Genomic DNA, 25,036 nt, shown 5'->3' with positions numbered 1-25,036 from the left:
CATTTATAGCGTTCTTTTAAGAAATCGTGCGCAAATATCCGTTTTCGCTCAGCATGACATACAAGCGCCCCATGATTTCTTTCTTTTCTTCCATGTCCAGTTGGTTGTTGTCCTCAATTTTTTGCTTTAAAAGGCGCTCGATCTCTTTAGTGTCATAGTCTAAATCGTCTAGCACATCTAAAATCGTTTGGGCTTCGCGAATATCTTCCACTTCATAATCGCCTTTTTCATCAAAAACCACGCTAAATTCCGTAGGGTGCGTGAATAAATTGTGTTTCATGCCTAAAACTTCTTGATACGCTCCCACTAAAAAAAACGCTAAAAAGTATTCTTCTTCATCTATGTCTATATCATGCAAAAACAAGGGCTTCGTGGAATCAAAAGCGATTTCCCCATCGCTATCGCAAGTAATATCCCACAAGCTCGCGCTCCTGGTGGGCTTTTCGTCTAATTTATTCAAGGGCATGACCGGGAAATTCTGCTTCAAGCCCCAATAATCCGGCAAGCTTTGGAAAAACGAGCAATTCAATAAATAGCGCTCTTGGACCTGCTCTTGAATGCGTAAAATGTCGTTATGATCCTTAACATAAAGCAATTGCACCGCTTTTTTGACGATCAAATGGGCTAAAACTTCAGTGTTGCTCCTGTCAATCAAATCAATATAGCCCAAATCAAAAAGCGTGAATAACGACTCGGTGTGATCAAAACTATCATGCAAGTATTCAATGGCGTTTTTTTCATTGATATTAGCGAGCAAGTCTAGCATTTCATCAATCAAGGGGGGGTTATTACTTTCTTTGATTTTTAGGGATTTTTCATTGTATTCATGCGAAAACAATTCTAACACCGGGGCCACTAAAACGGCATGGTTAGCGGAAATATAACGGCCTGATTCAATGAAAATATCCGGCTCGATTTCCTGCTTATTTTTCACAATTTCCCTCAATAAAAACACCACATCAGCGCTGAATTCCTCTAAAGTGTAGTTTTTATCTTGGTGGTGTTTGTGTTGGGTGTATTCTACGGCTAACCCCCCTCCAATATTCACGCTATTAAGATTTTTAGCGCCCATTTTACGCAATTCTGCATACAAGTTACCCGCTTCTCTTAAAGCCTTTTTTAAGGGCGAAATATCGCTGATTTGAGAGCCTATGTGGAAATGTATCATGTGGAAATGCTCTAACAAGTCGTTTTCTTCTAAAAGGCGCATCGCTTCTAAAACTTCAGTGCTGCTAAGACCAAATTTAGAATTGATCCCCCCACTCTTTGCCCAAACGCCAGTGCCAGCGCTGTGCAAACGAATACGAATGCCAATTTTAGGGCATGCTACAAAATCGTTTTGTTTAGCCACGGCGATAATGGTTTTCAACTCATTCAAACCCTCAATCGTTAAAGTGATCTCATGCTGCATGCTTTTAGCGATAAAGCCAAGCTCAATCATTTCCTTGTCTTTAAAGCCATTCACGGTGATAGGGGCTTTAGGGTTCGTGTAACTCATTGCAATGATGAGTTCGGATTTGCTCCCAGCCTCTAAACCATAATCCAAGCCCTTAGCCCCCTGCACTAAAGGGAAAACAAACGAGGGCATTTGATTGACTTTTAAAGGGAAAACCGCCTTAAAAGCCCCGCTGTATTGATACTCTTTAATCGCTAAGGAAAACGCATCAAACAGGCTTTTGATTTGTTTTTGCACCAAATGGGGGAATCGCACCAACAAAGGCCCTCTATAGCCTTTATCGCGCACGCTTTGAACGATTTCTAAAAGCGAGGGGTTTTTGCCATGGCAAACTTTAACCAAGCCTTTTTCTATCTTAAATTCGTTATTGCTCCAAAAATTAATCCCATAATCATGGACTTCTTGCATTTTTTATCCTTTTGTTACGATAAGGTTTTAAAGAGATGGGGGTTGTTTTTAAAATCTTTGATCGCTTCTTCATAAACTTTTTCAATTTGAATGACTGAATTTTCTAAAGTGTAGTTTAAAGCGCTTTTAGCGTATTCGTTTTGCATCCTTTCTCTTTCAAGCTTATTTTCTAACCACCAGTCTATTTTAGCGCTCAAATCTTTAGCGTTATTGGGCTCAAATAGCGATCGTTCATCTAGCGCAAATTGCCTGGTCGCGCTTAAAGGGCTATTAGCGATAACAGGCACAATCCCCACGCTAATGGCTTCCAAACACGCAATCGCTTCGCTTTCCACATTGGCCGTGTGCGCATAAAGGGTGCAAGTTTTTAAAATCTCTAACAATTCATTGGAATTGACAAACCCAAACTCCGTTTTTACGCCTAGTTTTTGGGCTAGAAGTTTGATTTTTTTCTCATCAGGCCCTTTGCCTTTGAGTAATAATACAATGTCTTGTTTGTATTTGCTTAAAGCAACCGCTTTGATTAAAACGCTTTGATTTTTTTCATTAGAATAGCGCCCTACCATAGCGATTTTAAAGGGCGTGGTGTCAAAAAGGCTTTTTTGCGGGTGTTCAAATTTAAACATGGGATCAAAGCCGTTAGAAATAGCGTATTTTTTTCCTCCATAGTTGTATTTTTCCAATTCTTCTACAATGAATTTTGATGGGCAATGGATATGGTGGATATAGCGGTAATGCGAAGATTTAAACCACGAAAAAAGCATGGTGTTTAGCCAAGAAAATTGCCCCAATTTCATGTTATAAGAAATATGCTCTGGCTGTAAATGGAAAGAGCCAATATAAGGCACTCGCATTTCTCGCGCGATTTTTACGGCTGTTTTTTCTAGCAAAAAAGGCAAATAAGTATGGATCATATCCGCTCCCTTAAAAGCCTTTCTTAAGATTTTTTCATCCGGTTTAGCAAAAAGAATGTGTTGTTTGTGTGAAATTTCTGTAACTAGGGGGATGTAGCGCTCTTTAAGGTTGTAATACCCCTCTTCTTCACTCCCTAAATTATCTACATGAGGGGCGACCACTCTCATCACATGCCCTCTTTTTTTCAGCGCTTCAAAAAAACGAAACGCTGTCATAGAAGTGCCATTACTGGTGTCTTTAAAGCTATCCACGACTAAAACAATAACCATTTAACTACTCTTCTTTAAAATTGAATTTAAAAGGCTTTTTATCAAACACCACGATTTCTATCATTCCCTCTAAAACCTGAATGTCTAACACAAACGCCTCTATTTTTATTTCAGCTTTTTTCACGCCATCTTGAATGACTTGCGCTTTAATGAGCGCTTCTTGATTCAATTCTAGGGGGGCGTAAAAATTGATGTTATTAGAAACTACTACGCTGTGTCTTTTATTCAACGCGCACAAGGCCGCATAATTGCACGCAATAAGCACAAACCCGGCATGCACAAAATTTTCTTCATACACCATGCTTTCATTGCCCTTGAAACGCGCATGGGCTATATCTTTTTCTAAAACGACCAATTCAGTGCCAACGCTTGGTTTGAAATTCTTACAAGTCTCTAAAGAGTCATAATCCACATGAACGACTGATTCTTGCACTATCTTATCCTTTATTAAAGCTTGCTTGGTTTAAGCATTTTAAAATACCCTCTCAAAGGAGCGTCATACCCCTCTAAAGTTTTAGAGGGATCCGTTTTATCCAAAAAATCTTCTAAACTCTGCCCCAAAATAAAATCCGTTTTACGCTGTTCTTTAGGCGTGGTCTTTGAAACGCTAAGAATCTCAAAATTTTCAAACCCCACCCTTTCGCACCACCCTTTTAAAGCGCTAACGCTGGGGATAAAATAAACATTTTTCATTTTAGCGTAAGTTTTTTTAGGGCAAAGGGCGATGTCTAGGGGCGAATCAATAATAAGCGTATCCAACACCAACTCCCCTTTTATTTTTAAAGCATGATACAAGGCTTTTAAAGCCTCTAGCGGGTTTTTTCTATGGTATAGCACCCCTAAGCAAAAAATGACATCAAAAGCGTTAGGGTATTTTTCATTCAAATCCTCTACCCCCAAAGACTCGTAAATGATTTTTTTTTCTTTATCAAAAAAGGGGGCTAAAAATTCAAATTGTTTTTTGACTAAAACGCCCGGATCAAACCCCACCAAACTTTTAGGCCCATGTTCTAGCATCTTAAACAAGTAATAGCCGTTATTGCAACCCACATCAGCCACAACCTTATCTTTTAAAGGAGTGGCGTTTTTGACTAGATCCCATTTAATAGAGCTATCCCATTCGCTATCAATCTTGATTTGAGAAATTTCAAAAGGGCCTTTACGCCATGGCCTTAACGCCATGATTTCTTCTAAAAGGGTTTTTGGATTGAATTTATCGTTACAAATCAGCATGACTTACCATAGCGTGGGGGTTTTTTTAAAAAGGGGGGGGTTTAAAAGGGATTCTAAATGATGAGAGCTAATCCCATAAATAAAAGCGAAATTAAACGCTAAATTTTTTAATTGCTCTTTTAAGTTGTTTTGGGTGGTGTAACAATAAGGGTTGGTTTTTTTAAAGAAAGCCGCGCTGTTTTTATGACAAAACACGACAATTTTCCCCCACGATAAAGTCTCAAAGGCTTTTTGAAGCATCATTTCAAACAATTCTTTTGAAGTCTCAGCAACAACCACCCTTGCCGTTGTGCCATAAGGGGCTATTTCTAGATTCTTATTCACAAAAAAGGGCTTGCAATGATCTAAAGGGTATTCTTTTTTGCCCAAAAGATTCAAATCAAACTCAATTTGTAATTTCTCGCACAATTGAATCACCCTTTTTAAAGGCTCTAAAAAGATGCATGGCATTTTTAATTCGTATTCTTGTTTTTCATAGACTAAAGCGCTGCAAAAAAACGATTGGTTGAGAATGATTAAACGGCTTTCTTTTAAATCTTCTTTCAAGCGCTCTTGCTTATAAAACAAATGAAACCACTCCAATTTATCAAAAAAGGCTATTTTACACCCCTCTATAATGAATAAATCTTCAAGGCTCTCTTTCAAGCACCACACAAAATCGCTCACGATGATTTTAGAAGCGATCTCTAATTCTATGGGGCTTAATAACGCTCCAACCACGCGCTCGTTCAACAAGCAAAATTTAAACAAATGATTCAAAGAATGCTCTATATCTTTAAGCTTGATCCATGCCACATCCTTATCGCTTAAAGGATACTCTCCTGTGTATAAAATCCCATAAGCCCCTAACTCTAAGGCTTTAGGAATGAGCGCATGATCTTTAGCGGCAAATAAAGAGCCTTTTTGCACTTTATTTAAAGACAAAACAATGGAATTGAAATAGCTGATTGAGGGCGTGTTTTGCAATTCGCCCAAACTCAATTCTACGGCTTCATTCACCCCTAATCGCATTTAACTGATCAAACTTCCTGCGATTTTTTCTTTGGTAGGGCTGATTAAGGCTAGATTATCATTATCTCGCACCGCTAAAATCATGCCCTCACTCATTTCGCCCATGAGCTTGGCGGGTTTTAAATTGGCCACCACGCACACCATTTGCCCCACCAAACTTTCAGGCTCATAATCCAAAGCGATCCCTGAGATGATCTGCCTCAAACGATTTTCGCCTAAATCCACTTTTAAGCGCAGTAATTTATTGGATTTTTCAATCCTTTGAGCTTCTTTGATAAGCCCCACTTTAATCTCTACTTTCTTGAAATCCTCAATACTGATATAATTTTCTTGTGTTGGTGGGGCTTTTTCTTTTGTATCTTTTTTTTCTTTTTCGTTTTTTTCTGGTGGGACTTCTCCCGCTTTTTCAGTCCTTTCAATTTTCTCCATTTTGGAAAATAAAGGCTCGGTGTCTTGTAAAACCATATCTTGTAATTTTTTAGCTTTAAAAAAGCGTTCGTAATTATTGGGCGTGATTTCTGCACGAAAAGCGCTCGCTAATTTCATAGCGCTCTTTGGCATGAACGCATAGAGCAAGAAACTTGATTGCAACAGCGCGTTTGCGATCAAGCTCAATAAGGCTTCTAATTTTTCTGATTCGTTGTTTTTGTGCAAAACCCACGGCTCTTCTTTAGCGATGAGTTTGTTCAAAAAATCATAAACGTTAAACAATTCCTCTAAAGCTTTATGCAACTGCATTTTAGGCACAAAAGAATTAGCGTTATCTAAGATTTGATGCACTTTTTCTAGCTCTTTAGAATAATATGCGGTGATTTTGGTGCTTTTTAAAGAATAGTTAAAATATTTTTTAGCCATGCCTAACAAACGATTCAACAAATTCCCCAAATCGTTATTCAAATTCGCATTAATCCGTTCTATTAACGCTTTTTTAGAAAAATCCCCATCTTGCCCAAAAGGCACCTCACGCAATAAAAAATAGCGTAATTCTTCAATCCCATACTCCATAGCGATTTTTTGAGCGTCTAAAACATTACCCAAGCTCTTACTCATTTTCACGCCCTCTATCGTCCACCACCCATGCACGCAAAGCTGTTTGAATAAGGGCAGATTCAAACTCATCAAAAAAGCTGGCCAATAAATGGCATGGAAGCGCAAAATATCCTTACCCACAATATGCCTAGCGCGTTCAAAATGCACCATTTTATTGTCTAAACCATTCAAATACCCTAACGCGCTCGCATAATTCAATAAAGCGTCCAGCCAAACATACACCACATGTTTAGGATCGTTCATTTTTTTAGGCAAAGGAATGCCCCATTCAAAGCTCGTGCGCGTGATAGACAGATCCAATAAACCCTGCTCAATAAAAGAAGTTACCTCATTTTTACGATAAATAGGCAAAATCGCTTCAGGGTTTTTAGCGTAAAAATCCAATAAAGGCTTCTCATACGCGCTCAATCTGAAAAAATAACTCTCTTCTTCTAAAAGCGCAGTCTCCCTCAAGCAATCAGGGCATAAGACTTTATCGTTCGTGTTGTCCGTTTTAGAAATCGCGCAATAACTCTCACAGCTCACGCAATAATACCCACTATAAGTACCTTTATAAATATCCCCTTTTTCAAACATGATTTCAAAGGCGTTTTGCACGCATTTTTGATGCTCGCTGTCTGTGGTGCGGATAAAACCATCATAATCTAAATTGAAAAAATCCCACTGGTCTTTAAAAATCGCGCTAATGCTATCGGCGTAAGCTTTAGGGCTTTGATTCCTCAATCTCGCGCTTTGTTCGATCTTTTGCCCATGCTCATCGGTGCCGGTTAAAAAAAAGACTTCTTCGCCTTGAAGCGTGTAATACTTCTTTAAAGTATCCGCAATCAAAGTCGTATAAGCATGGCCAATATGAGGGACATCATTCACATAATAAATGGGGGTTGTGATCAGTGATTTTTGCATCTTTATAATCGTGTTACCTTAAAATTGTTTGAAATCTCTTAATTTTAACATGCTTTTAAAAATTTAGAGAATAGAGGTTGAATTTATGCTTATTTGTGGGGTGTTTTTAGCTTAAAATTCATTATAATTAACGCTCAAAAAATTGAAAAATGAGTTCAAGGAATAGACAGATGATTTCAAAATTTTTGCTCAAAAGCATGTTCAAGCAGTGGAAAAACGGCGATTATCAGGTCGTTTTTTGGGACAATAGCGTTTATAGGAATGGCGAACATTCGCCTAAATTCACCCTTAAAATCCATCGCCCCCTAAAATTTAGCGATATTAAAAAAGACATGTCTTTGACGATCGCTGAAGCTTATATGGACGGCGTGATTGATATTGAAGGCTCTATGGATGAGGTGATGCACTCTTTGTATTTGCAAACCAATTATGAGCATTTGCACAAGCATGATAACGCTAAAGCTATCCAAAAGCCCATCAAAGAAAGCTCCAACATTTCTAAACATTACGATTTAGGGAATGACTTTTATTCTATCTGGCTGGATGAAACCTTAAGCTATTCATGCGCGTATTTCAAAAAAGACGATGACACCCTCCATGCCGCCCAACTCCAAAAATTAGATCACACTTTAAAAAAGCTCCACCTAAAGCCTGGCGAAAAACTGCTGGATATAGGCTGTGGTTGGGGCTATCTCTCTGTAAAAGCCGCGCAAGAATACGGGGCGGAAGTGATGGGGATCACCATTTCTAGCGAACAATACAAGCAGGCTAACAAACGAGTCCAAGAGCTAGGATTAGAGGATAAAGTAACGATCAAGTTATTGAATTACCAGGATTTAGACGGGCGTTTGTACCGCTTTGATAAGGTGGTGAGCGTGGGCATGTTTGAGCATGTGGGTAAGGATAATTTGCCCTTTTATTTCAAAAAAGTTAAAGAAGTGTTAAAGAGAGGCGGGATGTTTTTGCTCCACTCCATTTTATGCTGTTTTGAAGGCAAGACTAACGCATGGGTGGATAAATACATTTTTCCGGGTGGCTACTTGCCCTCTTTAAGGGAAGTGATGAGCGTGATGAGCGAATGCGACTTCCACTTGCTCATGGCTGAAAGCTTACGCATCCATTACGCTAAGACTTTAGACATTTGGCGAGACAACTTCAACCACAATCTAGACCAAGTGAAAAGACTCGGCTATGACGAAAGATTTATCCGCATGTGGGATCTGTATTTAAGGACTTGTGCTTCCGCTTTCAGGGTGGGGAGCGCGGATTTATTCCAATTGCTTTTAACCAACAGCGTGGATAACACTTTCCCCTTAACCAAAGAATACATCTACCAATAATTTCAGATTTTAGCCCCTTCTTTCAGGCTAACTTCTGGCAAACTCTCCACATACAAGCTCTGTGATGGGAAAGCAAAACTCAAATGATGCTTTTCTACGATCCCCATGATTTTTAGCATCACGTCTTCTTTGACTTCTAGCCACTCTTCCCAAACCACCGTCTTAGAAAAACAATACACTAAAATATTAATAGAGCTGTCCGCAAACTGGTCTAAAAAGACAAACAGATTGTTTTTATACCCTAAAAAATCATCAATAGAAACAATATCTTTTTTAAACATGTAGCGGTAATCGCTCGCATTTTGCAAAGCACTATCGGCCCCATTAGCGATTTTGGGGTGGTTTTCTAGCATTTCTTTAATGTCTTTCACGCAAAGCTGTAAGGCGCTTTGACTGGAGCTATAAGTTAAGCCTATTTCCATTTTAATACGCCTTCCCACTTTACGACGGCTCCAATTCCTGATGGGTTTTCCGGCTAACTCTGAATTAGGCACAGACAAAAGAGCGTTATCAAAGGCTCTGATCGTGGTGCGCCTTAACCCCATTTCCACCACCGTGCCTTCCACTTCACCGCACACGATCCAATCCCCTTGAGAAAACGAATTGTCTAACAACAAGATGACAGAAGCAAAAAAATTCGCCAACACATCTTTAACCGCCAAAGCCACCGCTAACCCCCCAATCCCTAAAGAAGCAATGATGGCTGAAACATTAAACCCTAGTTGTTTCAAAACCCCTAAAAGCGCGACAATAAAAATCAAAAAATACACGACTTTTAAAATCAAGTTGATCACTTCTTTTCTAAAATTGTGCGTGCTTTTGGTAGCCATATTCGTAACTAGTGCTTCCCCATAGCCTTTAAAGAGCGCTATCACTAACCATGCTAAAAGCATGATATACACCGCACCCACCCACATAGAAACTTTAGGAGGCGATGCATTAGGATAGTAGAAAATGTCTAAAGCCACATCGCAACTAAATAACGCTAAAAAGACAGAAACCGGCGAAACAATGCTGCTTTGCACATTGACATGCATTTTTTTATTGCGTTGCATGATTTCAAAAATACGATCTAACAATAAGGCTAAAAGCCAAGTGATCAATTTCCTTAAACCTAACAATAAGGCTAAAATCATCAAAGCCAGCACGATCTTACTCACTTGCAAACTATGGGCTGTGAAAGGCAAGACCTTACTGATTTTGTTTAACACAAAATCCATATTCACTTCCATGATCAAGTTTTTAGGAAGCACTTCTTTAGGGTGGTTTTTAATGTAACGCAAAACTTCAGTGTAAGTGTTCAAACGCAATTCGTAATCGCTAAACATCTGCTCTAATTCATGCATTTTGACATTGCCTAAATTTTTAGGGAAAGTGTAGAGTTTGAATTGCCCTAAACGCAAAAGAAAAGCATCGCTGATACTTTCCACGTCTTTTTGTTCGCTAAAAATATCAATACTGCTCCTGATTTTATCTATAAAACGATACAAAATTTCATCTATCAACAAAATATCTAAAGACAATCTATCTTTCATGAAAGTGTAGAAATCATCACCCTTAATGCTTTTAGACAAACGCTTTTTGATTTTTTCCTGCTCTTTTAAATTTTGGTTTATATCAATCCCGATCTTATCCCTTTCATTCAACACTTTAGAAGTCAAACTTTTAATCAAATCGTTCTTTTGGGTATTATACAGAGAAATTTCAGCGCTTCTTTCAGGGTTTTTTTTGTAAGTTTCAATGACTTGATTGAGCTGGTTGATTTGATTGAAAATCAAAAACAAATCCACCGCATCTGTTTCATGCTCTTCAACCGCCCTCAAAGGATTTAAAAAGAGCGATAATACCAATACCCACCACAATAATAAACGCATGCAAAACCCCACTCAAACAAGATAAAATCTTTCTCACAATTTCTAGCGATTATACCAAAAATTAGAAACGCTTCGCCCCATAAAGTTGGCCATGCAATTTGAAAGTGCTTTTTATTTAGCCCTAAAAAGCGGGCTTTATCCCAATTGTGAGTCTCTTTTTAGATCGCTACATCGCTTGATGCGATGCTTGGAGTATTTTTTTAAAAAATAAATTTTTAACAAAAACTCTTGCTTTATTTAATATTTTTATAGTAGGATTTCGCATAGGTCGTAGTCAAGAAGCTTTCCCTGTTCGGTGCAATGAAGTCACGGATAATGTACACATTTTTATATATCTCTTATTCTTTAAATTTTATCATCGCTTTTGTTAAATGTTCTTGCGTGAGATCCATGCTTTAGGGATTTCTAACCCTATCTTTTGTAATTGGGCCATAGGGCAAAAGGGTAGTCCAAACTCGCTTTTGTGCTTGCGATACCACTCATCATTTTTTAAAAACGCCTTTTAGGCTTCAAATATAGCTAAAACAAAGGGATTTGATAATCAATCTTTAGAAGAAAAAACCATAAAAACATAGTATCCTATGCCTATAAGAAAAACAAGAATTAAGAAAATGAGCAATCCCCACTCTAAAGAATCCATAATTCCTCTTTAAAAAATGTCAAAAGTGGTGCGCTTGGCAGGACTCGAACCTGCGACCTACGGCTTAGAAGGCTGTTGCTCTATCCAGCTGAGCTACAAGCGCATTAATGGTATTAATGTTAGGTGGTACGCCCGAAGGGAGTCGAACCCCTAACCCCCAGATCCGAAGTCTGGTGCTCTATCCAATTGAGCTACGAACGCTTACAATTCAAATAAAGGAATGACTAACATAAACTCGGTAAAACGCTTATTTTATGAGATGGGGTGGAAGATGGGAATCGAACCCACGACCCTCAGGACCACAATCTGATGCTCTAACCGACTGAGCTACTCCCACCATTCAATGAAAGGAAGCGATATTTTACCAAAGAATTTTAAACAGAACAACAAATTACGCAAAAAGTGGTCGGGGCGAAAGGATTCGAACCTTCGACCCCTTGGTCCCAAACCAAGTGCGCTAACCAGACTGCGCTACGCCCCGAAATTTTCACATGAAGCGTTATTATAACTGAATTTTCTAATTTTTGAGCGTAATTTTTCAAAAATACCGCTAAAAATTAAAATTAACGCTCAAAAAACACCTAATCCAATTCCCCCCACCCTTTTAAAAAGCTACTTTTTTTAAAAACAGCTCTAAATGATTCTAAGCTTTTCGTTTCTAAAAAACTACTTTCGCTTTTTCATTTCACTAGAAACTTTTTCATAATGTTCCATGTGTTTTTTGCTTAACTCTTTGGTGATATGCGCCATCACTTTGTGATAGGCTTGATTCATGATTTTTTTAATGGCTTGATCATGGTCGGTTTCCTTGATCCTATGCACAAAAGTTTTGGGGACAAAACCTCCAGAATTGGTGCGCCGCAATTCCACCCTTTCAATCACGGCCTTAATCTTTGAAACATCAATACCAAAACTATGGATAATGTCTTCACTTTTTGGCTCAACAAAATTCAGATTCAAATACCCTGAAGACATGTCTATCACTTTTTCTTCATTGAGTGCATCGCTCTCTTCTACAATATCTTCTAAGATAGCCACATTCCCATCCATGCGTAAAACGAGCAACGCTTTTTCTTTGATGTCTTGAGGGATTTCGCTAACATCTTTAAATTGCGAAACGCTATAGCCCTTTCTCTCTAAAAAATTACTCAATTGGAGGAACAAAGACTTCTCAAATTCTTTTTGATAATTTTCAGGGATAACCTTATTAGCCTCTATCTTAGGATCGATTAAAACAACCAAATGGTTATTTTTAGGCTCTTGTTTGCCTTTAATAGGATAGTGGAAATGCAACTCCACAGACTCGCCCATATTATTGTGCTGTTGCTTCATAGGCATTCCATCAGCTAGAGCCGTATAAAACGCCCCACTTGCTAGTAACGATCCTAAAACGATTGCTAAACTACCTTTTTTCATTAAATTCCTTTCTTTCTTTTTCTTTAAAATCAATTCCTAATCTTACCCAAAAAATCCCACTTTTAGCACTATTTTTAAGATAATCATTCCCATTCAATCGTTCCTGGCGGCTTAGAGGTAATATCATACACCACCCTATTAATGCCATTCACTTCATTAGTGATGCGGTTAGAAACCTTTTCTAAAAAAGAATGCTCTAAAAAAGAAAAGCTCGCTGTCATGCCATCGCTCGCATTCACCGCTCTTAAGCAAATAGCGTTTTCATAAGTGCGATTATCCCCCATCACCCCCACAGAATTGACATTCAACAGCACGCAAAAAGCTTGCCAAACCTTGTCATACAAATGGGCTTTTTTAAGTTCCTCTATAAAAATAAAATCCGCTTCTTGCAAGCGTTTGATCTTACTCTCACTGACTTCGCCTAAAATCCTTACAGCAAGCCCAGGCCCTGGAAAGGGGTGGCGCATTAAAAAATCCTGGCTAACGCCCAATTCTTTACCCAGTAAGCGCACCTCATCTTTAAACAATTCCCTTAAAGGCTCTATGAGTTTAAAATCCATCCATTCAGGCAGTCCGCCCACATTATGGTGGGTTTTGATCACTTTTGAAGGCCCTTTAACGCTCACAGATTCAATCACATCAGGGTATAAAGTGCCTTGGGCTAAAAATTCAATTTTGCCTTTTAAATGGTGCTTTTTGGCTTCTTTTTCAAACACTTCAATAAAGGTTTCGCCGATGATTTTTCGCTTCAACTCAGGCTCGCTCACGCCCTTTAATTTAGACAAAAAGATTTCTTTAGCATCTATCGTGTTTAAAGGGATTTGCAAGTCTTTAAACATCGCTTGCACCCTTTCTTTTTCATTTTTACGCAACAAACCATGATCCACAAAAACAACGATCAAATTATCCTTAATGGCTTTGTGCAATAGCGTAGCGACCACCGTAGAATCCACGCCCCCACTCACCGCACACAAAACCTTAGCGTTAGCAATTTTTTCTTTCAATCGCGCGATTTCTCTTTGAGCGAAATGCTGCATCCCCCAAGTTTTTTCACAGCCGCAAACTAAAAGGGCAAAATTTTCTAAAATCTTACCCCCTTCTTCGCTTTGAATGACTTCTGGGTGGAATTGCAAGCCAAAAATCTTGCCGTTTTCAATCGCGCAATGTGGGGAATTAGGGCTTTTTGCAAGGGTAGTAAAGCCTTTAGGCAGTTCTATGACTTTATCCATATGACTCATCCACACAAGGCTTTTAATCTTCACGCCTTCAAAAATCACGGAATTTTGGGTGATTTCTAAAACAGCCTTACCAAATTCTTGCTCATTCGCGCAAGCCACCACGCCCCCAAAAAAATCCACCAAATACTGCATGCCGTAGCAAATCCCTAAAATCGGCAAATTCAAATCAAAGATTTTCTCGTTAGGCTTGTAAGCGTCTTTAGCATACACGCTCGCTGGCCCCCCACTCAAAATCAAACCTTTAGGGGCTTTTTTTTGAATGTTTTCTATGCTTTCAAAAAAAGGGACTATTTCTGTATAAATCCTGCTCTCTCTCAATCTTCTAGCAATCAGCTGTGTGTATTGGCTCCCAAAATCTAATACTAAAATCATCGCTCATTCTTTATTTTTGTGGGATCTGTGTTTTATTGTATTGATTTTTGTAATTCACCCTATAGCTTTCAGCCAACTCAGGTGCTTTTTGCACAAACCAGCGTTCTAATTTTTCTAGTTCGTATCTGTAATTTCCACCTTTTGAGCAATATTGAGAATCAATCAGCGAAAACACATAGAGCGTCTTATTTTCTTTAGATTGGAATAAAAACTCCTTATGGAATAGCGCTTTTTTAGGCATGCCACTCATCAGAGTCTCAGGCAATAAAAAAGCGTCAAAATCACAAAGCACTTTTTTACTCAATTTGTTGCTTTTGGTAACCACAAAAATGATCTCTTTTTTCATGTCTTGTTTAAAAGCTAATGAAAGCACATTCAAAAAGGGCGGAGTCAAACTTTTATCCACCCTAACCTTAAAAGCTTTAGAATCCCCTAATAAGACCCCCATAAATAAAACCAACCCCACGCAACATTTCAAACTCGTTTGAAAAATATTCATCTTTTATCCTTTAAGTGTCAATATTGAAAACAGAAATTAAACGCATTGATTGGGTATTATAATATAAAAATTGAGAATTACGCTTTAGCTTGGCTAGTAGTCAAGTCTTTAGTTATTAAGTCTTTATTGGGTAAAAACACTCTCATGCTAGTATTTTCACTCCGTTTAAGCCCCAATGATGCTTGGTGTTGAAATGGAATGATAGGGCTTGACTAATTCATACCTTCTAAGTCTTCTGATATTGACTAAGGCCGTATTGACTGAAATGGCTTGCGTCATGCTGCTTGTGGGGCGTAAAGAAGTGAGCGTATTCACATGCCCTGCATTGCATCGTGGGTTTCTAACCCTCTCATCTTCTGGGTCATACCACGCCCCTTTTTGGATACTCAAAACCCCTTGACGGATATTCTTAGTTACAAACGCCCCTGCTAACAACCTCCCCCTAGCGTTAAACACTTCTACGATTTCACCATGCCTAATGCCTAATTTATTAGCGTCTAGTTCGTTGATCATTACAGGCTCTCTGCCTTGAATTTTATACACATTCCTAACCCAAGTGTTATCAAGCTGTGAATTGACACGGTATTTTGGGTGCGGAGAGATTAAATGGAACGGATAAATCTCAGCCATTTTAGAGCCTAGCCACTCAGCTGGCTCAAACCAAGTGGGATGCCCTTTAAAATCAGCCAGTTTAAAATCCGCGCATTTTTGAGAAAAAATTTGAATTTTCCCGCTCTCTGTATCCAGCTTATTATTAATAGGGTCTTGCCTGAATTTCGCATGACGCACAAACTTTCTCGCATTTTCAGGGATTTCAAACTCCACAAAGCCATCCCTCCAAAACTGATCAAACGATTTCAAAGTAGGGCCATCGCTTTTTTCATAAAGACCCTTAATCCATTCCATGTAACTCTTAGATTCAGTGAATCGCTGCTCTGTTTCATTGCCCCCAATGCGTAAAGCAAGCTGTCTGAAAATCTCATAATCGTCTTTGGATTCATAAACAGGCTCTACCACCTTACGCATGGCATAAACCACATTCTTAGAATAACTCCCTCCAAAAGTAATATCATCTCTTTCCATAGTGCTAGTGGAAGCAAAGACAATATCAGCGAATTTCGCCGTAGGCGTCCACCAAGGCTCATGCACGATCACGCAATCTAAGGTCCTTAAAGCGCGAATCAGCTCGTTTGTATCAGCTTCATGCCCTAACAAATCCGCCCCACAATTATAAATCATTTTGATTTTAGGTAATTTGAGTTTTTTACCCATAAAATCAATTTCTTTATCCGGATTCAAAATCGCTTCAGAAATTCTAGATGCTGGAATAACGCTTTTTACAGAATTATGCCCTTGCGAAATCATAGGAACAATTCTTGCCCCCGAGCTCGCTTGAGCGTTTCCTCCATAATGCATAGAAAAGCCAAAGCCCCCACCCGATAAGCCCACTTGACCAATCATACTGGCTAAAACAATTAACGCCCAATCCGGTTGCTCGCCATGCTGAGCTCTTTGCATGGCCCAATTGCCCGCTAAAAAAGTGCGATTAGAGACAAACAAATCCGCTAATTCTTTGATTTTTTCTGCACTCACTCCAGTGATTTGAGACGCCCATTCTAAAGTCTTAGGCGCATTATCGCTCTCTCCTAGCAAATAGGGTAAAAATTTATCAAAACCATCAGTGTATTTAGCGATAAACGCTTTATCATATTGATTGCTTGTATAAAGATAATGCATCATGCCTAGCATTAACGCTACATCAGTGTTAGGGCGAATGGGTATCCATTCAGCGTTAAAGGCTTGAGCGGTTTCGGTATAAATGGGATCAATACTAATGAATTTAATACCGGCTCTTTTATACTTAGGGTAGTAGCTGTCATTGACATGGTTTGGCACAAAATAATCAATGCGGTTGCACTTGAATAAATCCGCCCCCCACATGACATACACCTTACAATTTTTAATCATCTCTTCATGCGTGGTTTGTTGCGAATAAACTTCCATATCCCCTACAATCATAGGGTTTATTCTTGCAGCCGCGCCATTGCCATATTCCCCATCAGTGCCAATAGCCCCCCCTAAAGTCGTATTAAAAAAACGCCATGCTAAATGATGGCAACGATGCAAGCTGCCCGCATGCCCCCAACCACCATAACTGGCATTATAGATGTTTTCTTTAGGGATTTCTTTAAGCTTTTTAGCCGCTAAATCCAATGCCACATCCCAGCTCACGCGCACAAATTCTTCTCTCCCGCGCAATTCTTTGTGGTTTTTTTTGTTTTCTAAAAAGCTCTTGCGCACGCAAGGATACTTCATCCTACTATCTGAATACACCCTATCTGCCATCGCTTTTAACATCATGGTAGGGTTATAATCGCTCTTTTGGGGGATAATATCTTTAATCACTCCATTTTGAACCTTTGCGATAAAGGGGCCAAAATGCGTTGCATGCGGAATGGATTCTACTTTTTCAAAAACACCAACAGCTTTCAAAACATTAGCGCTAGCGAGCGCGAGTGGGATTTTTGTTAGGATACTTCTGCGTGAAATAGACATGGTTCTCCTTCAAGCTTGCATTCTGTTAAAACCCCAAATTCTAACACATATTCACCTAAAATTACCGCTAATAAGCCCTCAAGCATGGGCGTTAATTTAAAACTACTTTTTATTCACGCTGCTCATGTCAGCGACTTTCCCCCACATCAAGCGGTATTTCCTCTTCATGAATTCAATTTCTTCTCTCGCTTGATTGAGTTCATCGCGCAAAAGATCAATGGTTTTTTTATCTTCTTCATAGACTTCTTGCATAGAGATTAAAGCGTCTTTTAAAAACATGTTTTCATTTTTAAAGGCTGAAATCGTTTCATCTTTAGCGCCAATGACCTTATCATGCAAGTTTAAAATCGTGTTAATGGTTTTTTCCACAAACACAGGCTCTAAAGAACGCCCGTTCATATCCATAGAAATCAAACTATTTTCTACCTTTTTGATTAAAGCGTTTGTCCCGCTGCTCGCGTCAATTAAGAGCTTGTTGTGGCTTATTTTGCTTTTGATTTTACCGATATTCACTAATTCCAAAATCCTTTCTTTAGGAAGTCCTGAAAGGCGGCTGAACTCTTCTAATTCAAGCCATGCTAAAGCGCTCAAATCTTCCAAAACGACCGGCTCTTTAGACTCTTTTTCTTTATCCTCTACTTCTTGCTCATTTTGTTGTGTCGCTTGCGCTTTGTTCAAATCTAAAATATCCAAATTTTTCCTTAAAAATAGTTTTAGCTTAACGCAATTTTTTAACCGCTTTTTTCAAGCTGTCTAGCAAATAATCAATATCGTTTATGGAATGCGTGAAGTGCAAGCTCACTCTAAGCCATCCGGGTTTAGCGTTAAAATCGCTTGACTTTTGAGCGTTAAGATTCAATAAATCATGCCCATAAGGCCCTGCGCAAGAGCAACCTGCCCGGGTCTCAATAGCGTATTCATAGCTTAAAACTCTCGCTAAATCATAAGGCGAAATCCCCCCAATATTAAAAGCCACTACCCCCACACGACTCGCTGTTAAATTCCCATAAATATTAATAGCGGGCAAGTCTTTTAAGCCATGCACAAGCACTCTTAAAAGGTTGTTTTCTTTCTTGTGGATAAAATCCAAACCGCATTCATCTCTCAATTGATACGCTAGAGCGCTCCTGTAAAATTGCAACAATCCTGGCGTGCCAAACTCTTCTCTTAAAGGCAATTCATCAATAAATTCATGCCGTGTGCGGTTAGCGTATTTAATCACGCCCCCTGCGCTAAAACTCGGGGCGATCTGCGTGTCAATCAAATCTTTAGAAATGCCTAAAAGACCGCACCCTCCAATGCCCCCTAAAAGTTTATGAGGTGCATAAAAACCGGTTTGGTATTCGCAATCTTTAGGGTTAGCATGCGCGCTAAAATTCGCTAAATCCAAAGCTAAAGTGGCCTTATATTTCTTGCACAATGATGAAACTTCTTTTAAGGGCGTAAGCAGTCCGGTTACATTAGAAGCCGCGCTTATAGAAACCAAGCTGTTAGGGGATTTTTTTAAAGTTTGCTCTAAAATTTCTAAATCCAATAAACCATGTTCATTTAAAGGGATACACACCACTTCACACAAGCCTTCACGCCAGCTAACTTCATTAGAATGATGCTCATAAGGCCCTACAATCACACGCTTTAAAGCCATATCTTTCAAATACGGCTCTAAATTTTTCTTCGTTTTTGAAGGGATACACACCCCTAAAATTTCTTGAAATTTCTTAATCGCTGAGCTCGCCCCATACCCCGCGCTCAAGACGCAATGATTAGCGCTCAAATTTAAAGAACGCTTTAACTTTTCTTGGCACTCTTTTAAAAGCATGCCCATTAAAATCGCGTGTTTAGAAGCGACAGAATGGGCGTTCGCGTAATAAGGCAGTAAGGATTTCACGCGCTTTTCCACTAAAGCGCTCGCTAAACCTGAAGCCCCCCAGTCAAAATAAGACACCCCTTTTTTTAAAATAATACTGGATTTAACCTGTTCTAAAACGCTCTCATTAGGATTGAGCAAGGGAGCGAAACTCCTGTTTAAAAACGCTTGCACGAACTACCACCAACGCTTTTAATGTTTATCCCCGCTTAAAATATGAAAATGCAAATGCATTACCTCTTGCCCTGCGTTTTTACCCACATTGGTTAAAAGCTTGTATCCCTTTTCTTTGATGCCTAATTTTTCCACCACTTCAAAAATAAAACTTGTCATTTGCGCCATAAGCTCTGGGGTGATGCCGTTAAAATCCTGAATGCTTTGCTTAGGGATCACTAACGCATGCACTTTAGCTTTAGGGTTAATGTCATAAAAGGATAAAAAACGCTCGTTTTCTAAAATCTTAGAACAAGGGATTTTGCCTTGGATTATTTTTTCAAACACATTCATGCTTTTTTGCTCCCTTTTAAGGTTTTTCTTTTATTAAAGTTGTATTATAGCTTTTTAAAAATAAAATATAAGGATCGTTATTGCACACCTTGATAGAGCGATTAGAAAAGGTTACTAATAGCAAAGAGTTAGAAGAAGTGCGTTTGAATGCTTTGGGTAAAAAGGGGGTTTTTGCGGATAAATTCAACCAACTCAAAAATCTAAACGGCGAAGAAAAAAACGCCTTTGCTAAAGAAATCCACCATTATAAACAAGCGTTTGAAAAAGCCTTTGAATGGAAAAAAAAGGCTATTTTGGAGCTTGAATTAGAAGAACGCTTGAAAAAAGAAAAAATTGATGTGAGTTTGTTTAACGCTATCAAAACAAGCTCTTCTCACCCTTTGAATTATACTAAAAATAAAATCATTGAATTTTTTACCCCATTAGGATACAAGCTTGAAATCGGCTCTTTAGTGGAAGATGATTTCCATAATTTCAGCGCTTTAAACTTGCCCCCTTACCATCCTGCAAGAGACATGCAAGACACTTTTTATTTTAAAGATCACAAGCTTTTAAGGACCCACACTTCGCCCGTGCAAATCCACACCATGCAAGAACAAACCCCACCCATTAAGATGATTTGTTTAGGCGAAACCTTTAGGCGCGATTATGATTTGACCCACACGCCCATGTTCCACCAAATTGAAGGGCTTGTCGTGGATCAAAAAGGGAATATCCGTTTCACGCACTTAAAGGGCGTGATCGAAGACTTTTTGCATTATTTCTTTGGCGGCGTGAAATTAAGGTGGCGCTCTAGCTTTTTCCCTTTCACAGAGCCAAGCGCTGAAGTGGATATTAGTTGCGTGTTTTGCAAGCAAGAAGGCTGTAGGGTTTGCTCGCACACAGGCTGGCTGGAAGTGTTGGGTTGTGGCATGGTCAATGATGCGGTGTTTGAAGCCATAGGGTATGAGAACGTGAGCGGGTTTGCTTTTGGCATGGGGATTGAAAGATTAGCCATGCTGACTTGCCAGATCAATGATTTGCGCAGTTTTTTTGAAACTGATTTAAGAGTGTTGGAGAGCTTTTAATGAAACTGAGCGTCAATGATTTGAATGTTTTTGTCAATACGCCTAAAGATATAGCCAAACTCTGTGAGGATTTGAGCCGCTTAGGTTTAGAAGTGGAAAGCTGTGTTTCTTGTGTTGCCCCTAAAAATGTGGTTGTGGGTAAGGTTTTAGAAAAAGTCTCTCATAAAAACGCTGAAAAACTCAGCGTGTGTCAAGTAGATGTGGGCAAGGAAGTGTTGCAGATCGTGTGCGGGGCTAAAAATGTCGTGCCAAACCAATTCGTGCCAGTCGCCCTCAAAGGAGCGATCATAGGCTCAACCACAATCGCTAAAACGGAGCTTAGGGGGGTTGAAAGCCATGGCATGATTTGCTCTAGCAGCGAATTAGGTTTTCCTAAAATCAATGATGGCATCTTGGAATTAGATGAGAGCGTTGGGGAGTTGGTTTTGGGGAAAGAATTAAACGAATACGCCCCTTTCAACACGCATGTTTTAGAAATTTCATTGACTCCTAATCGTGGGGATTGCTTGAGCGTTTTAGGCATTGCCAGAGAAATTAGTGCCTTTTATCACACACCCCTAAAACCCATTAAAGCTTTAAATTTTACGCCAACAAGCGATTTGATCACGCTTAGTGCGGGTGAAAATATTGAATCGCATCTAGCTTATTATTTGATTTGCAACCATTCTTTAAAAACCCCTTTAAATATTAAACTTTCGCTCGCTCATAACAATGCCTTAAGCGAGAACGACCTGAACAATTTCATAGAATTTAGCGTGCATTTTAGTGGGGTAATAATGAACGCTTATAGCCTGAATAAAACCCCTATGGATTTGAGCGTGAAAAACGATGAAAATAACCTTGAAAGCGTTTATATCAACCATCAAAAACGCTCCACTATCGCTATAAAGCATCAAGATCAAAAAGATTTGAGCGAGTGTTTGCTTTTAGAGGCAAGTTATATTGATCCTGTAAGCTTGTCTTTAAAATTACACGCTCTAAAAGATAAAACGCTTCAAAAAGACAACGCCCTTATTTATAGAAGCGCTAGAGGGAGCAACCCTAATCTATCAGACGGCCTGAATTTTTTAAGCGCTCAGTTAAAAGCCACGATTTTAGAAAGCAAACAAACTGAGCATTCTTTAAAAGATCGCGCCCTTACATTCCAGCTTGAAGACATCACCGAAATTTTGGGGCTTGTTGTAGAGGCAGAAAAAATTCAAAGCATTTTAAAAAATTTAGGCTTTAAAGTCAGCGTAAAAGAGCCAAACTCAAAACCCCAAATTTTAGAGGTTATTGCGCCAAATTTCAGGCATGACATTAAAACAATCCAAGATATTGCTGAAGAAATCTTGCGCTTTGTAGGGATTGATAATCTAGTCTCAAAGCCTCTTCATTGTGTCAGTAGCAAAAATTCAAACCCCCATTATGACACGCACCGCTTTTTTGAAAACCTTAAACACAAGGCTCTCGCTTGCGGTTTTAAAGAAGTAGTCCATTATGTATTTTATTCTAAAGAAAAACAGCAAAAACTGGGCTTTGAAGTTTTAGAAGATCCCCTAGAATTGCAAAACCCTATCACAACGGAGTTAAATACCCTGAGGACGAGCCTTGTTTGCGGGCTTTTAGACGCTAGCTTAAGGAATAAAAATTTAGGGTTCAAAAGTATCGCCCTTTATGAAAAGGGGAGCGTGTATAGCTCTAAAAGAGAAGAGATCCAAAAACTAGGCTTTTTAGTAAGCGGCTTACAAAAAAAAGAAAGCTACCCTGACGCTAAGGGCAAGGCTTGGGATTTTTATTCTTTCGCTGAATGCGTTTCAAAAGTTATAGGGGATTTCAGCTTGGAAAAACTAACCGCTCAAACCCCCATTAACCACCCCTACCAGAGCGCTAAAATCATTCAAAATCACAAAATCATAGGCGTGATCGCTAAAATCCACCCTAAAGTGATCCAGGAATTAGATTTGTTTGAAAGCTATTACGCTGAGATAGACGCTTCTAAACTCAAACGCCCCGCCATGCTGTTAAAACCCTTTAGCATTTACCCTAGCAGTGTGAGGGATTTGACTCTCATCATTGATGAAAATACCGCTTTTAGTGGGATTAAAAAAGCCCTAAAGGACGCTCAAATCCCTAATTTAAGCGAGATTCTACCCCTTGATATTTTTAAAGAAAGCGATAACACCATAGCCTTAAGCGTGCGTTGTGTGATCCATTCTTTAGAAAAAACCTTAAATGATGAAGAGGTCAATTCAGCCGTGCAAAAAGCGCTTGAAATTTTAGAAAAAGAATTTAACGCCCGCCTTAAGGGATAATATAAAGGATAATTGTGATAGAGCTTGACATTAACGCTAGCGATAAATCGCTCTCACACAGAGCCGTTATTTTTAGCCTGCTCGCTCAAAAGCCTTGTTTTGTGCGGAATTTTTTAATGGGAGAAGATTGTTTAAGCTCTTTAGAAATCGCTCAAAATTTAGGGGCTAAAGTGGAAAATACCGCCAAAAATTCTTTTAAAATCACGCCCCCAACGGCTATAAAAGAGCCTAACAAGATTTTAAATTGCAACAATTCTGGCACTAGCATGCGTTTATACAGCGGGCTTTTAAGCACTCAAAAAGGCCTTTTTGTTTTAAGCGGGGACAATTCCTTAAACGCACGCCCCATGAAAAGAATCATTGAGCCTTTGAAGGCTTTTGGAGCAAAGATTTTAGGGAGAGAGGATAACCATTTCGCCCCCTTAGTGATTGTAGGGAGTCCTTTAAAAGCTTGCGATTATGAAAGTCCTATCGCTTCAGCTCAAGTCAAAAGCGCTTTTATTTTAAGCGCCTTACAAGCTCAAGGCATAAGCGTTTATAAAGAAAGTGAGCTTAGCCGTAACCACACAGAAATCATGCTTAAAAGTTTGGGAGCTGATATTCACAATCAAGACGGCGTTTTAAAAATTTCACCCCTAGAAAAACCCCTAGAAGCCTTTGATTTTACCATAGCCAATGATCCGTCTAGCGCGTTTTTTTTCGCCCTCGCTTGCGCGATTACGCCAAAAAGCCGCCTTCTTTTAAAAAATGTCTTGCTCAACCCCACTCGCATAGAAGCTTTTGAAGTTTTGAAAAAAATGGGCGCTCATATAGAATATGTTATCCAATCCAAAGATTTAGAAGTTATTGGCGATATTTACATAGAGCATGCCCCTTTAAAAGCGATCAGTATTGATCAGAATATCGCCAGCCTTATTGATGAAATCCCCGCTTTAAGCATCGCTATGCTTTTTGCAAAAGGCAAAAGCATGGTTAAAAACGCTAAAGATTTACGAGCCAAAGAAAGCGATAGGATTAAAGCGGTTGTTTCTAATTTCAAAGCTTTAGGGATTGAGTGCGAAGAGTTTGAAGACGGGTTTTATATAGAGGGATTAGAAGATATAAGCCAATTAAAGCAGCATTTTTCTAAGATTAAACCCCCTATTATCAAGAGTTTCAATGATCACAGGATTGCGATGAGTTTCGCTGTTTTAACTTTAATTTTACCTTTAGAAATTGACAATTTAGAATGTGCGAACATTTCTTTCCCGCAATTCAAACGCTTACTCAATCAATTCAAAAAAAGGAGTCTCAATGGAAATTAAAATGGCTAAGGATTATGGTTTTTGTTTTGGCGTCAAAAGAGCGATACAAATCGCTGAAAAAAATCAAAACAGCTTGATTTTTGGCTCGCTCATTCATAACGCTAAAGAAATCAATCGCTTGGAAAAAAACTTCAATGTGAAAATTGAAGAAGATCCTAAAAAAATCCCTAAAAATAAGAGCGTGATCATAAGAACCCATGGCATTCCTAAACAGGATTTAGAATACTTGAAAAATAAGGGGGTTAAAATCACTGATGCGACTTGCCCGTATGTGATCAAACCTCAACAAATTGTGGAATCCATGAGTAAAGAAGGGTATCAAATCGTGCTTTTTGGGGACATTAACCACCCTGAAGTCAAGGGTGTGATCAGCTATGCCACCAACCAGGCTTTAGTCGTCAATTCTTTAGAAGAATTGCAAGAAAAAAAGCTCCAACGAAAAGTGGCTTTAGTTTCTCAAACCACCAAACAAACCCCAAAACTCTTGCAAATCGCTTCTTATTTGGTGGAAAGATGCACTGAAGTGCGTATTTTTAACACGATTTGCAACGCTACTTCTTACAACCAAAAAGCCGCTTTGGATTTGAGTAAGGAAGTGGATATTATGATAGTCGTGGGCGGTAAAACTTCTTCAAACACCAAACAGCTCCTAAGCATCGCCAAACAGCATTGCAAAGACAGCTACTTGGTAGAAGATGAAAACGAATTGGAGTTAGCGTGGTTTAAGGATAAAAAATTATGCGGGATTACCGCTGGGGCTTCCACGCCGGACTGGATTATAGAAAATGTCAAGCAAAAAATCAGCACGATTTAACAC

19 protein-coding genes and 4 tRNA genes are annotated in these 25,036 nt (G+C 39.0%); 5 read left to right on the top strand and 18 right to left on the bottom strand.

Annotated elements, in window-relative coordinates:
- Positions 1–16: 16 nt before the first annotated feature.
- The 6 genes from speA to metG are packed head-to-tail and all read right to left on the bottom strand — an operon-like array spanning position 17 to position 7,245.
- On the bottom strand, positions 17–1,864 hold the full coding sequence (speA, locus tag H7N69_RS06700; RefSeq protein ID WP_187885185.1) for an arginine decarboxylase: 1,848 nt from the start codon (positions 1,862–1,864) through the stop codon (positions 17–19).
- A gap of 14 nt (positions 1,865–1,878) precedes the next feature.
- Positions 1,879–3,048 carry a glycosyltransferase family 4 protein gene (locus H7N69_RS06695; RefSeq protein WP_187885184.1) on the bottom strand — a complete coding sequence of 390 codons (1,170 nt, stop codon included), beginning with the start codon at positions 3,046–3,048 and terminating at the stop codon, positions 1,879–1,881.
- Between the two features lie 4 nt (positions 3,049–3,052).
- Positions 3,053–3,481 carry a hotdog domain-containing protein gene (locus H7N69_RS06690; protein ID WP_001158293.1) on the bottom strand — a complete coding sequence of 143 codons (429 nt, stop codon included), beginning with the start codon at positions 3,479–3,481 and terminating at the stop codon, positions 3,053–3,055.
- A 14-nt stretch (positions 3,482–3,495) separates the two neighbouring features.
- Positions 3,496–4,281, bottom strand: coding sequence for a tRNA 5-methoxyuridine(34)/uridine 5-oxyacetic acid(34) synthase CmoB (cmoB, locus tag H7N69_RS06685; protein WP_187885183.1), 786 nt, complete (start codon positions 4,279–4,281; stop codon positions 3,496–3,498).
- A gap of 3 nt (positions 4,282–4,284) precedes the next feature.
- Positions 4,285–5,292: a ferrochelatase gene (locus tag H7N69_RS06680; protein ID WP_187885182.1), complete on the bottom strand. Its 1,008-nt coding sequence runs from the start codon at positions 5,290–5,292 to the stop codon at positions 4,285–4,287.
- Entirely contained in the window at positions 5,293–7,245 is a 1,953-nt protein-coding gene (metG, locus tag H7N69_RS06675; RefSeq protein WP_078252657.1) for a methionine--tRNA ligase, read from the bottom strand.
- A gap of 170 nt (positions 7,246–7,415) precedes the next feature.
- On the opposite strand from metG, the gene cfaS reads away from it, so the two are divergent.
- Complete coding sequence (gene cfaS / locus H7N69_RS06670) at positions 7,416–8,585, top strand: cyclopropane fatty acid synthase (protein WP_000623797.1); 1,170 nt, start codon at positions 7,416–7,418, stop codon at positions 8,583–8,585.
- Positions 8,586–8,587: 2 nt separating this feature from the next.
- Here cfaS and H7N69_RS06665 read toward each other — a convergent pair whose 3' ends face one another.
- From H7N69_RS06665 to H7N69_RS06610, 12 genes are all read right to left on the bottom strand, one after another.
- Positions 8,588–10,459, bottom strand: a complete 1,872-nt coding sequence (locus tag H7N69_RS06665; RefSeq protein WP_140463827.1) for a mechanosensitive ion channel family protein — start codon at positions 10,457–10,459, stop codon at positions 8,588–8,590.
- Between the two features lie 666 nt (positions 10,460–11,125).
- Positions 11,126–11,202, bottom strand: a tRNA-Arg gene (locus H7N69_RS06660).
- 21 nt (positions 11,203–11,223) lie between these two features.
- Positions 11,224–11,300 (bottom strand) — tRNA-Arg (locus H7N69_RS06655).
- A gap of 59 nt (positions 11,301–11,359) precedes the next feature.
- Positions 11,360–11,436: transfer RNA gene (locus H7N69_RS06650), tRNA-His, on the bottom strand.
- Positions 11,437–11,502: 66 nt separating this feature from the next.
- A tRNA-Pro gene (locus H7N69_RS06645) sits at positions 11,503–11,580 on the bottom strand.
- 185 nt (positions 11,581–11,765) lie between these two features.
- Complete coding sequence (hpaA2, locus tag H7N69_RS06640) at positions 11,766–12,515, bottom strand: HpaA2 protein (protein ID WP_064436731.1); 750 nt, start codon at positions 12,513–12,515, stop codon at positions 11,766–11,768.
- A gap of 83 nt (positions 12,516–12,598) precedes the next feature.
- Positions 12,599–14,125 (bottom strand): glutamine-hydrolyzing GMP synthase, encoded by a 1,527-nt coding sequence (gene guaA / locus H7N69_RS06635; protein ID WP_187885181.1) that lies wholly within the window; start codon positions 14,123–14,125, stop codon positions 12,599–12,601.
- A gap of 10 nt (positions 14,126–14,135) precedes the next feature.
- On the bottom strand, positions 14,136–14,624 hold the full coding sequence (locus tag H7N69_RS06630; protein ID WP_001020235.1) for a hypothetical protein: 489 nt from the start codon (positions 14,622–14,624) through the stop codon (positions 14,136–14,138).
- A 165-nt stretch (positions 14,625–14,789) separates the two neighbouring features.
- The gene (locus tag H7N69_RS06625; RefSeq protein ID WP_187885180.1) at positions 14,790–17,180 is read right to left on the bottom strand and encodes a molybdopterin guanine dinucleotide-containing S/N-oxide reductase; all 2,391 of its coding nucleotides are present in this window, start codon (positions 17,178–17,180) and stop codon (positions 14,790–14,792) included.
- A gap of 102 nt (positions 17,181–17,282) precedes the next feature.
- On the bottom strand, positions 17,283–17,873 hold the full coding sequence (locus tag H7N69_RS06620) for a DUF3972 domain-containing protein (protein ID WP_187885179.1): 591 nt from the start codon (positions 17,871–17,873) through the stop codon (positions 17,283–17,285).
- Between the two features lie 25 nt (positions 17,874–17,898).
- On the bottom strand, positions 17,899–19,221 hold the full coding sequence (locus H7N69_RS06615) for an aminotransferase class V-fold PLP-dependent enzyme (RefSeq protein ID WP_187885178.1): 1,323 nt from the start codon (positions 19,219–19,221) through the stop codon (positions 17,899–17,901).
- Between the two features lie 18 nt (positions 19,222–19,239).
- Positions 19,240–19,554, bottom strand: coding sequence for a histidine triad nucleotide-binding protein (locus H7N69_RS06610; protein ID WP_021307364.1), 315 nt, complete (start codon positions 19,552–19,554; stop codon positions 19,240–19,242).
- 80 nt (positions 19,555–19,634) lie between these two features.
- On the opposite strand from H7N69_RS06610, the gene pheS reads away from it, so the two are divergent.
- Genes pheS through H7N69_RS06590 form a run of 4 tightly spaced genes read left to right on the top strand, consistent with a single transcriptional unit; the run spans position 19,635 to position 25,033 of the window.
- The gene (pheS, locus tag H7N69_RS06605) at positions 19,635–20,621 is read left to right on the top strand and encodes a phenylalanine--tRNA ligase subunit alpha (RefSeq protein ID WP_187856225.1); all 987 of its coding nucleotides are present in this window, start codon (positions 19,635–19,637) and stop codon (positions 20,619–20,621) included.
- On the top strand, positions 20,621–22,915 hold the full coding sequence (gene pheT / locus H7N69_RS06600; RefSeq protein WP_187885177.1) for a phenylalanine--tRNA ligase subunit beta: 2,295 nt from the start codon (positions 20,621–20,623) through the stop codon (positions 22,913–22,915). The genes pheS and pheT overlap by 1 nt, the downstream gene beginning before the upstream one ends.
- A gap of 14 nt (positions 22,916–22,929) precedes the next feature.
- Positions 22,930–24,219, top strand: coding sequence for a 3-phosphoshikimate 1-carboxyvinyltransferase (gene aroA / locus H7N69_RS06595; protein WP_187885176.1), 1,290 nt, complete (start codon positions 22,930–22,932; stop codon positions 24,217–24,219).
- A complete protein-coding gene (locus H7N69_RS06590) occupies positions 24,209–25,033 on the top strand; it encodes a 4-hydroxy-3-methylbut-2-enyl diphosphate reductase (RefSeq protein ID WP_000403575.1) in 825 nt (274 codons plus the stop codon). Before aroA ends, H7N69_RS06590 begins: the two co-directional genes overlap by 11 nt.
- Positions 25,034–25,036: the final 3 nt, after the last annotated feature.

This window comes from Helicobacter pylori, from assembly GCF_014497725.1.
GTDB lineage: Bacteria > Campylobacterota > Campylobacteria > Campylobacterales > Helicobacteraceae > Helicobacter > Helicobacter pylori_DE.
Note: the sequence above shows the minus strand (reverse complement) of the source record. Positions and strands in the feature narration are given on the sequence as shown.

What these genes read in the sequence shown, in the direction of transcription:
- speA (WP_187885185.1), bottom strand. Translation starts at nt 1,864, where the DNA reads ATGCAAGAAGTCCATGATTATGGGATTAATTTTTGGAGCAATAACGAA.
- H7N69_RS06695 (WP_187885184.1), bottom strand. Translation starts at nt 3,048, where the DNA reads ATGGTTATTGTTTTAGTCGTGGATAGCTTTAAAGACACCAGTAATGGC.
- cmoB (WP_187885183.1), bottom strand. Translation starts at nt 4,281, where the DNA reads ATGCTGATTTGTAACGATAAATTCAATCCAAAAACCCTTTTAGAAGAA.
- H7N69_RS06680 (WP_187885182.1), bottom strand. Translation starts at nt 5,292, where the DNA reads ATGCGATTAGGGGTGAATGAAGCCGTAGAATTGAGTTTGGGCGAATTG.
- metG (WP_078252657.1), bottom strand. Translation starts at nt 7,245, where the DNA reads ATGCAAAAATCACTGATCACAACCCCCATTTATTATGTGAATGATGTC.
- cfaS (WP_000623797.1), top strand. Translation starts at nt 7,416, where the DNA reads ATGATTTCAAAATTTTTGCTCAAAAGCATGTTCAAGCAGTGGAAAAAC.
- H7N69_RS06665 (WP_140463827.1), bottom strand. Translation starts at nt 10,459, where the DNA reads ATGCGTTTATTATTGTGGTGGGTATTGGTATTATCGCTCTTTTTAAAT.
- hpaA2 (WP_064436731.1), bottom strand. Translation starts at nt 12,515, where the DNA reads ATGAAAAAAGGTAGTTTAGCAATCGTTTTAGGATCGTTACTAGCAAGT.
- guaA (WP_187885181.1), bottom strand. Translation starts at nt 14,125, where the DNA reads ATGATTTTAGTATTAGATTTTGGGAGCCAATACACACAGCTGATTGCT.
- H7N69_RS06630 (WP_001020235.1), bottom strand. Translation starts at nt 14,624, where the DNA reads ATGAATATTTTTCAAACGAGTTTGAAATGTTGCGTGGGGTTGGTTTTA.
- H7N69_RS06625 (WP_187885180.1), bottom strand. Translation starts at nt 17,180, where the DNA reads ATGTCTATTTCACGCAGAAGTATCCTAACAAAAATCCCACTCGCGCTC.
- H7N69_RS06610 (WP_021307364.1), bottom strand. Translation starts at nt 19,554, where the DNA reads ATGAATGTGTTTGAAAAAATAATCCAAGGCAAAATCCCTTGTTCTAAG.
- pheT (WP_187885177.1), top strand. Translation starts at nt 20,621, where the DNA reads ATGAAACTGAGCGTCAATGATTTGAATGTTTTTGTCAATACGCCTAAA.
- H7N69_RS06590 (WP_000403575.1), top strand. Translation starts at nt 24,209, where the DNA reads ATGGAAATTAAAATGGCTAAGGATTATGGTTTTTGTTTTGGCGTCAAA.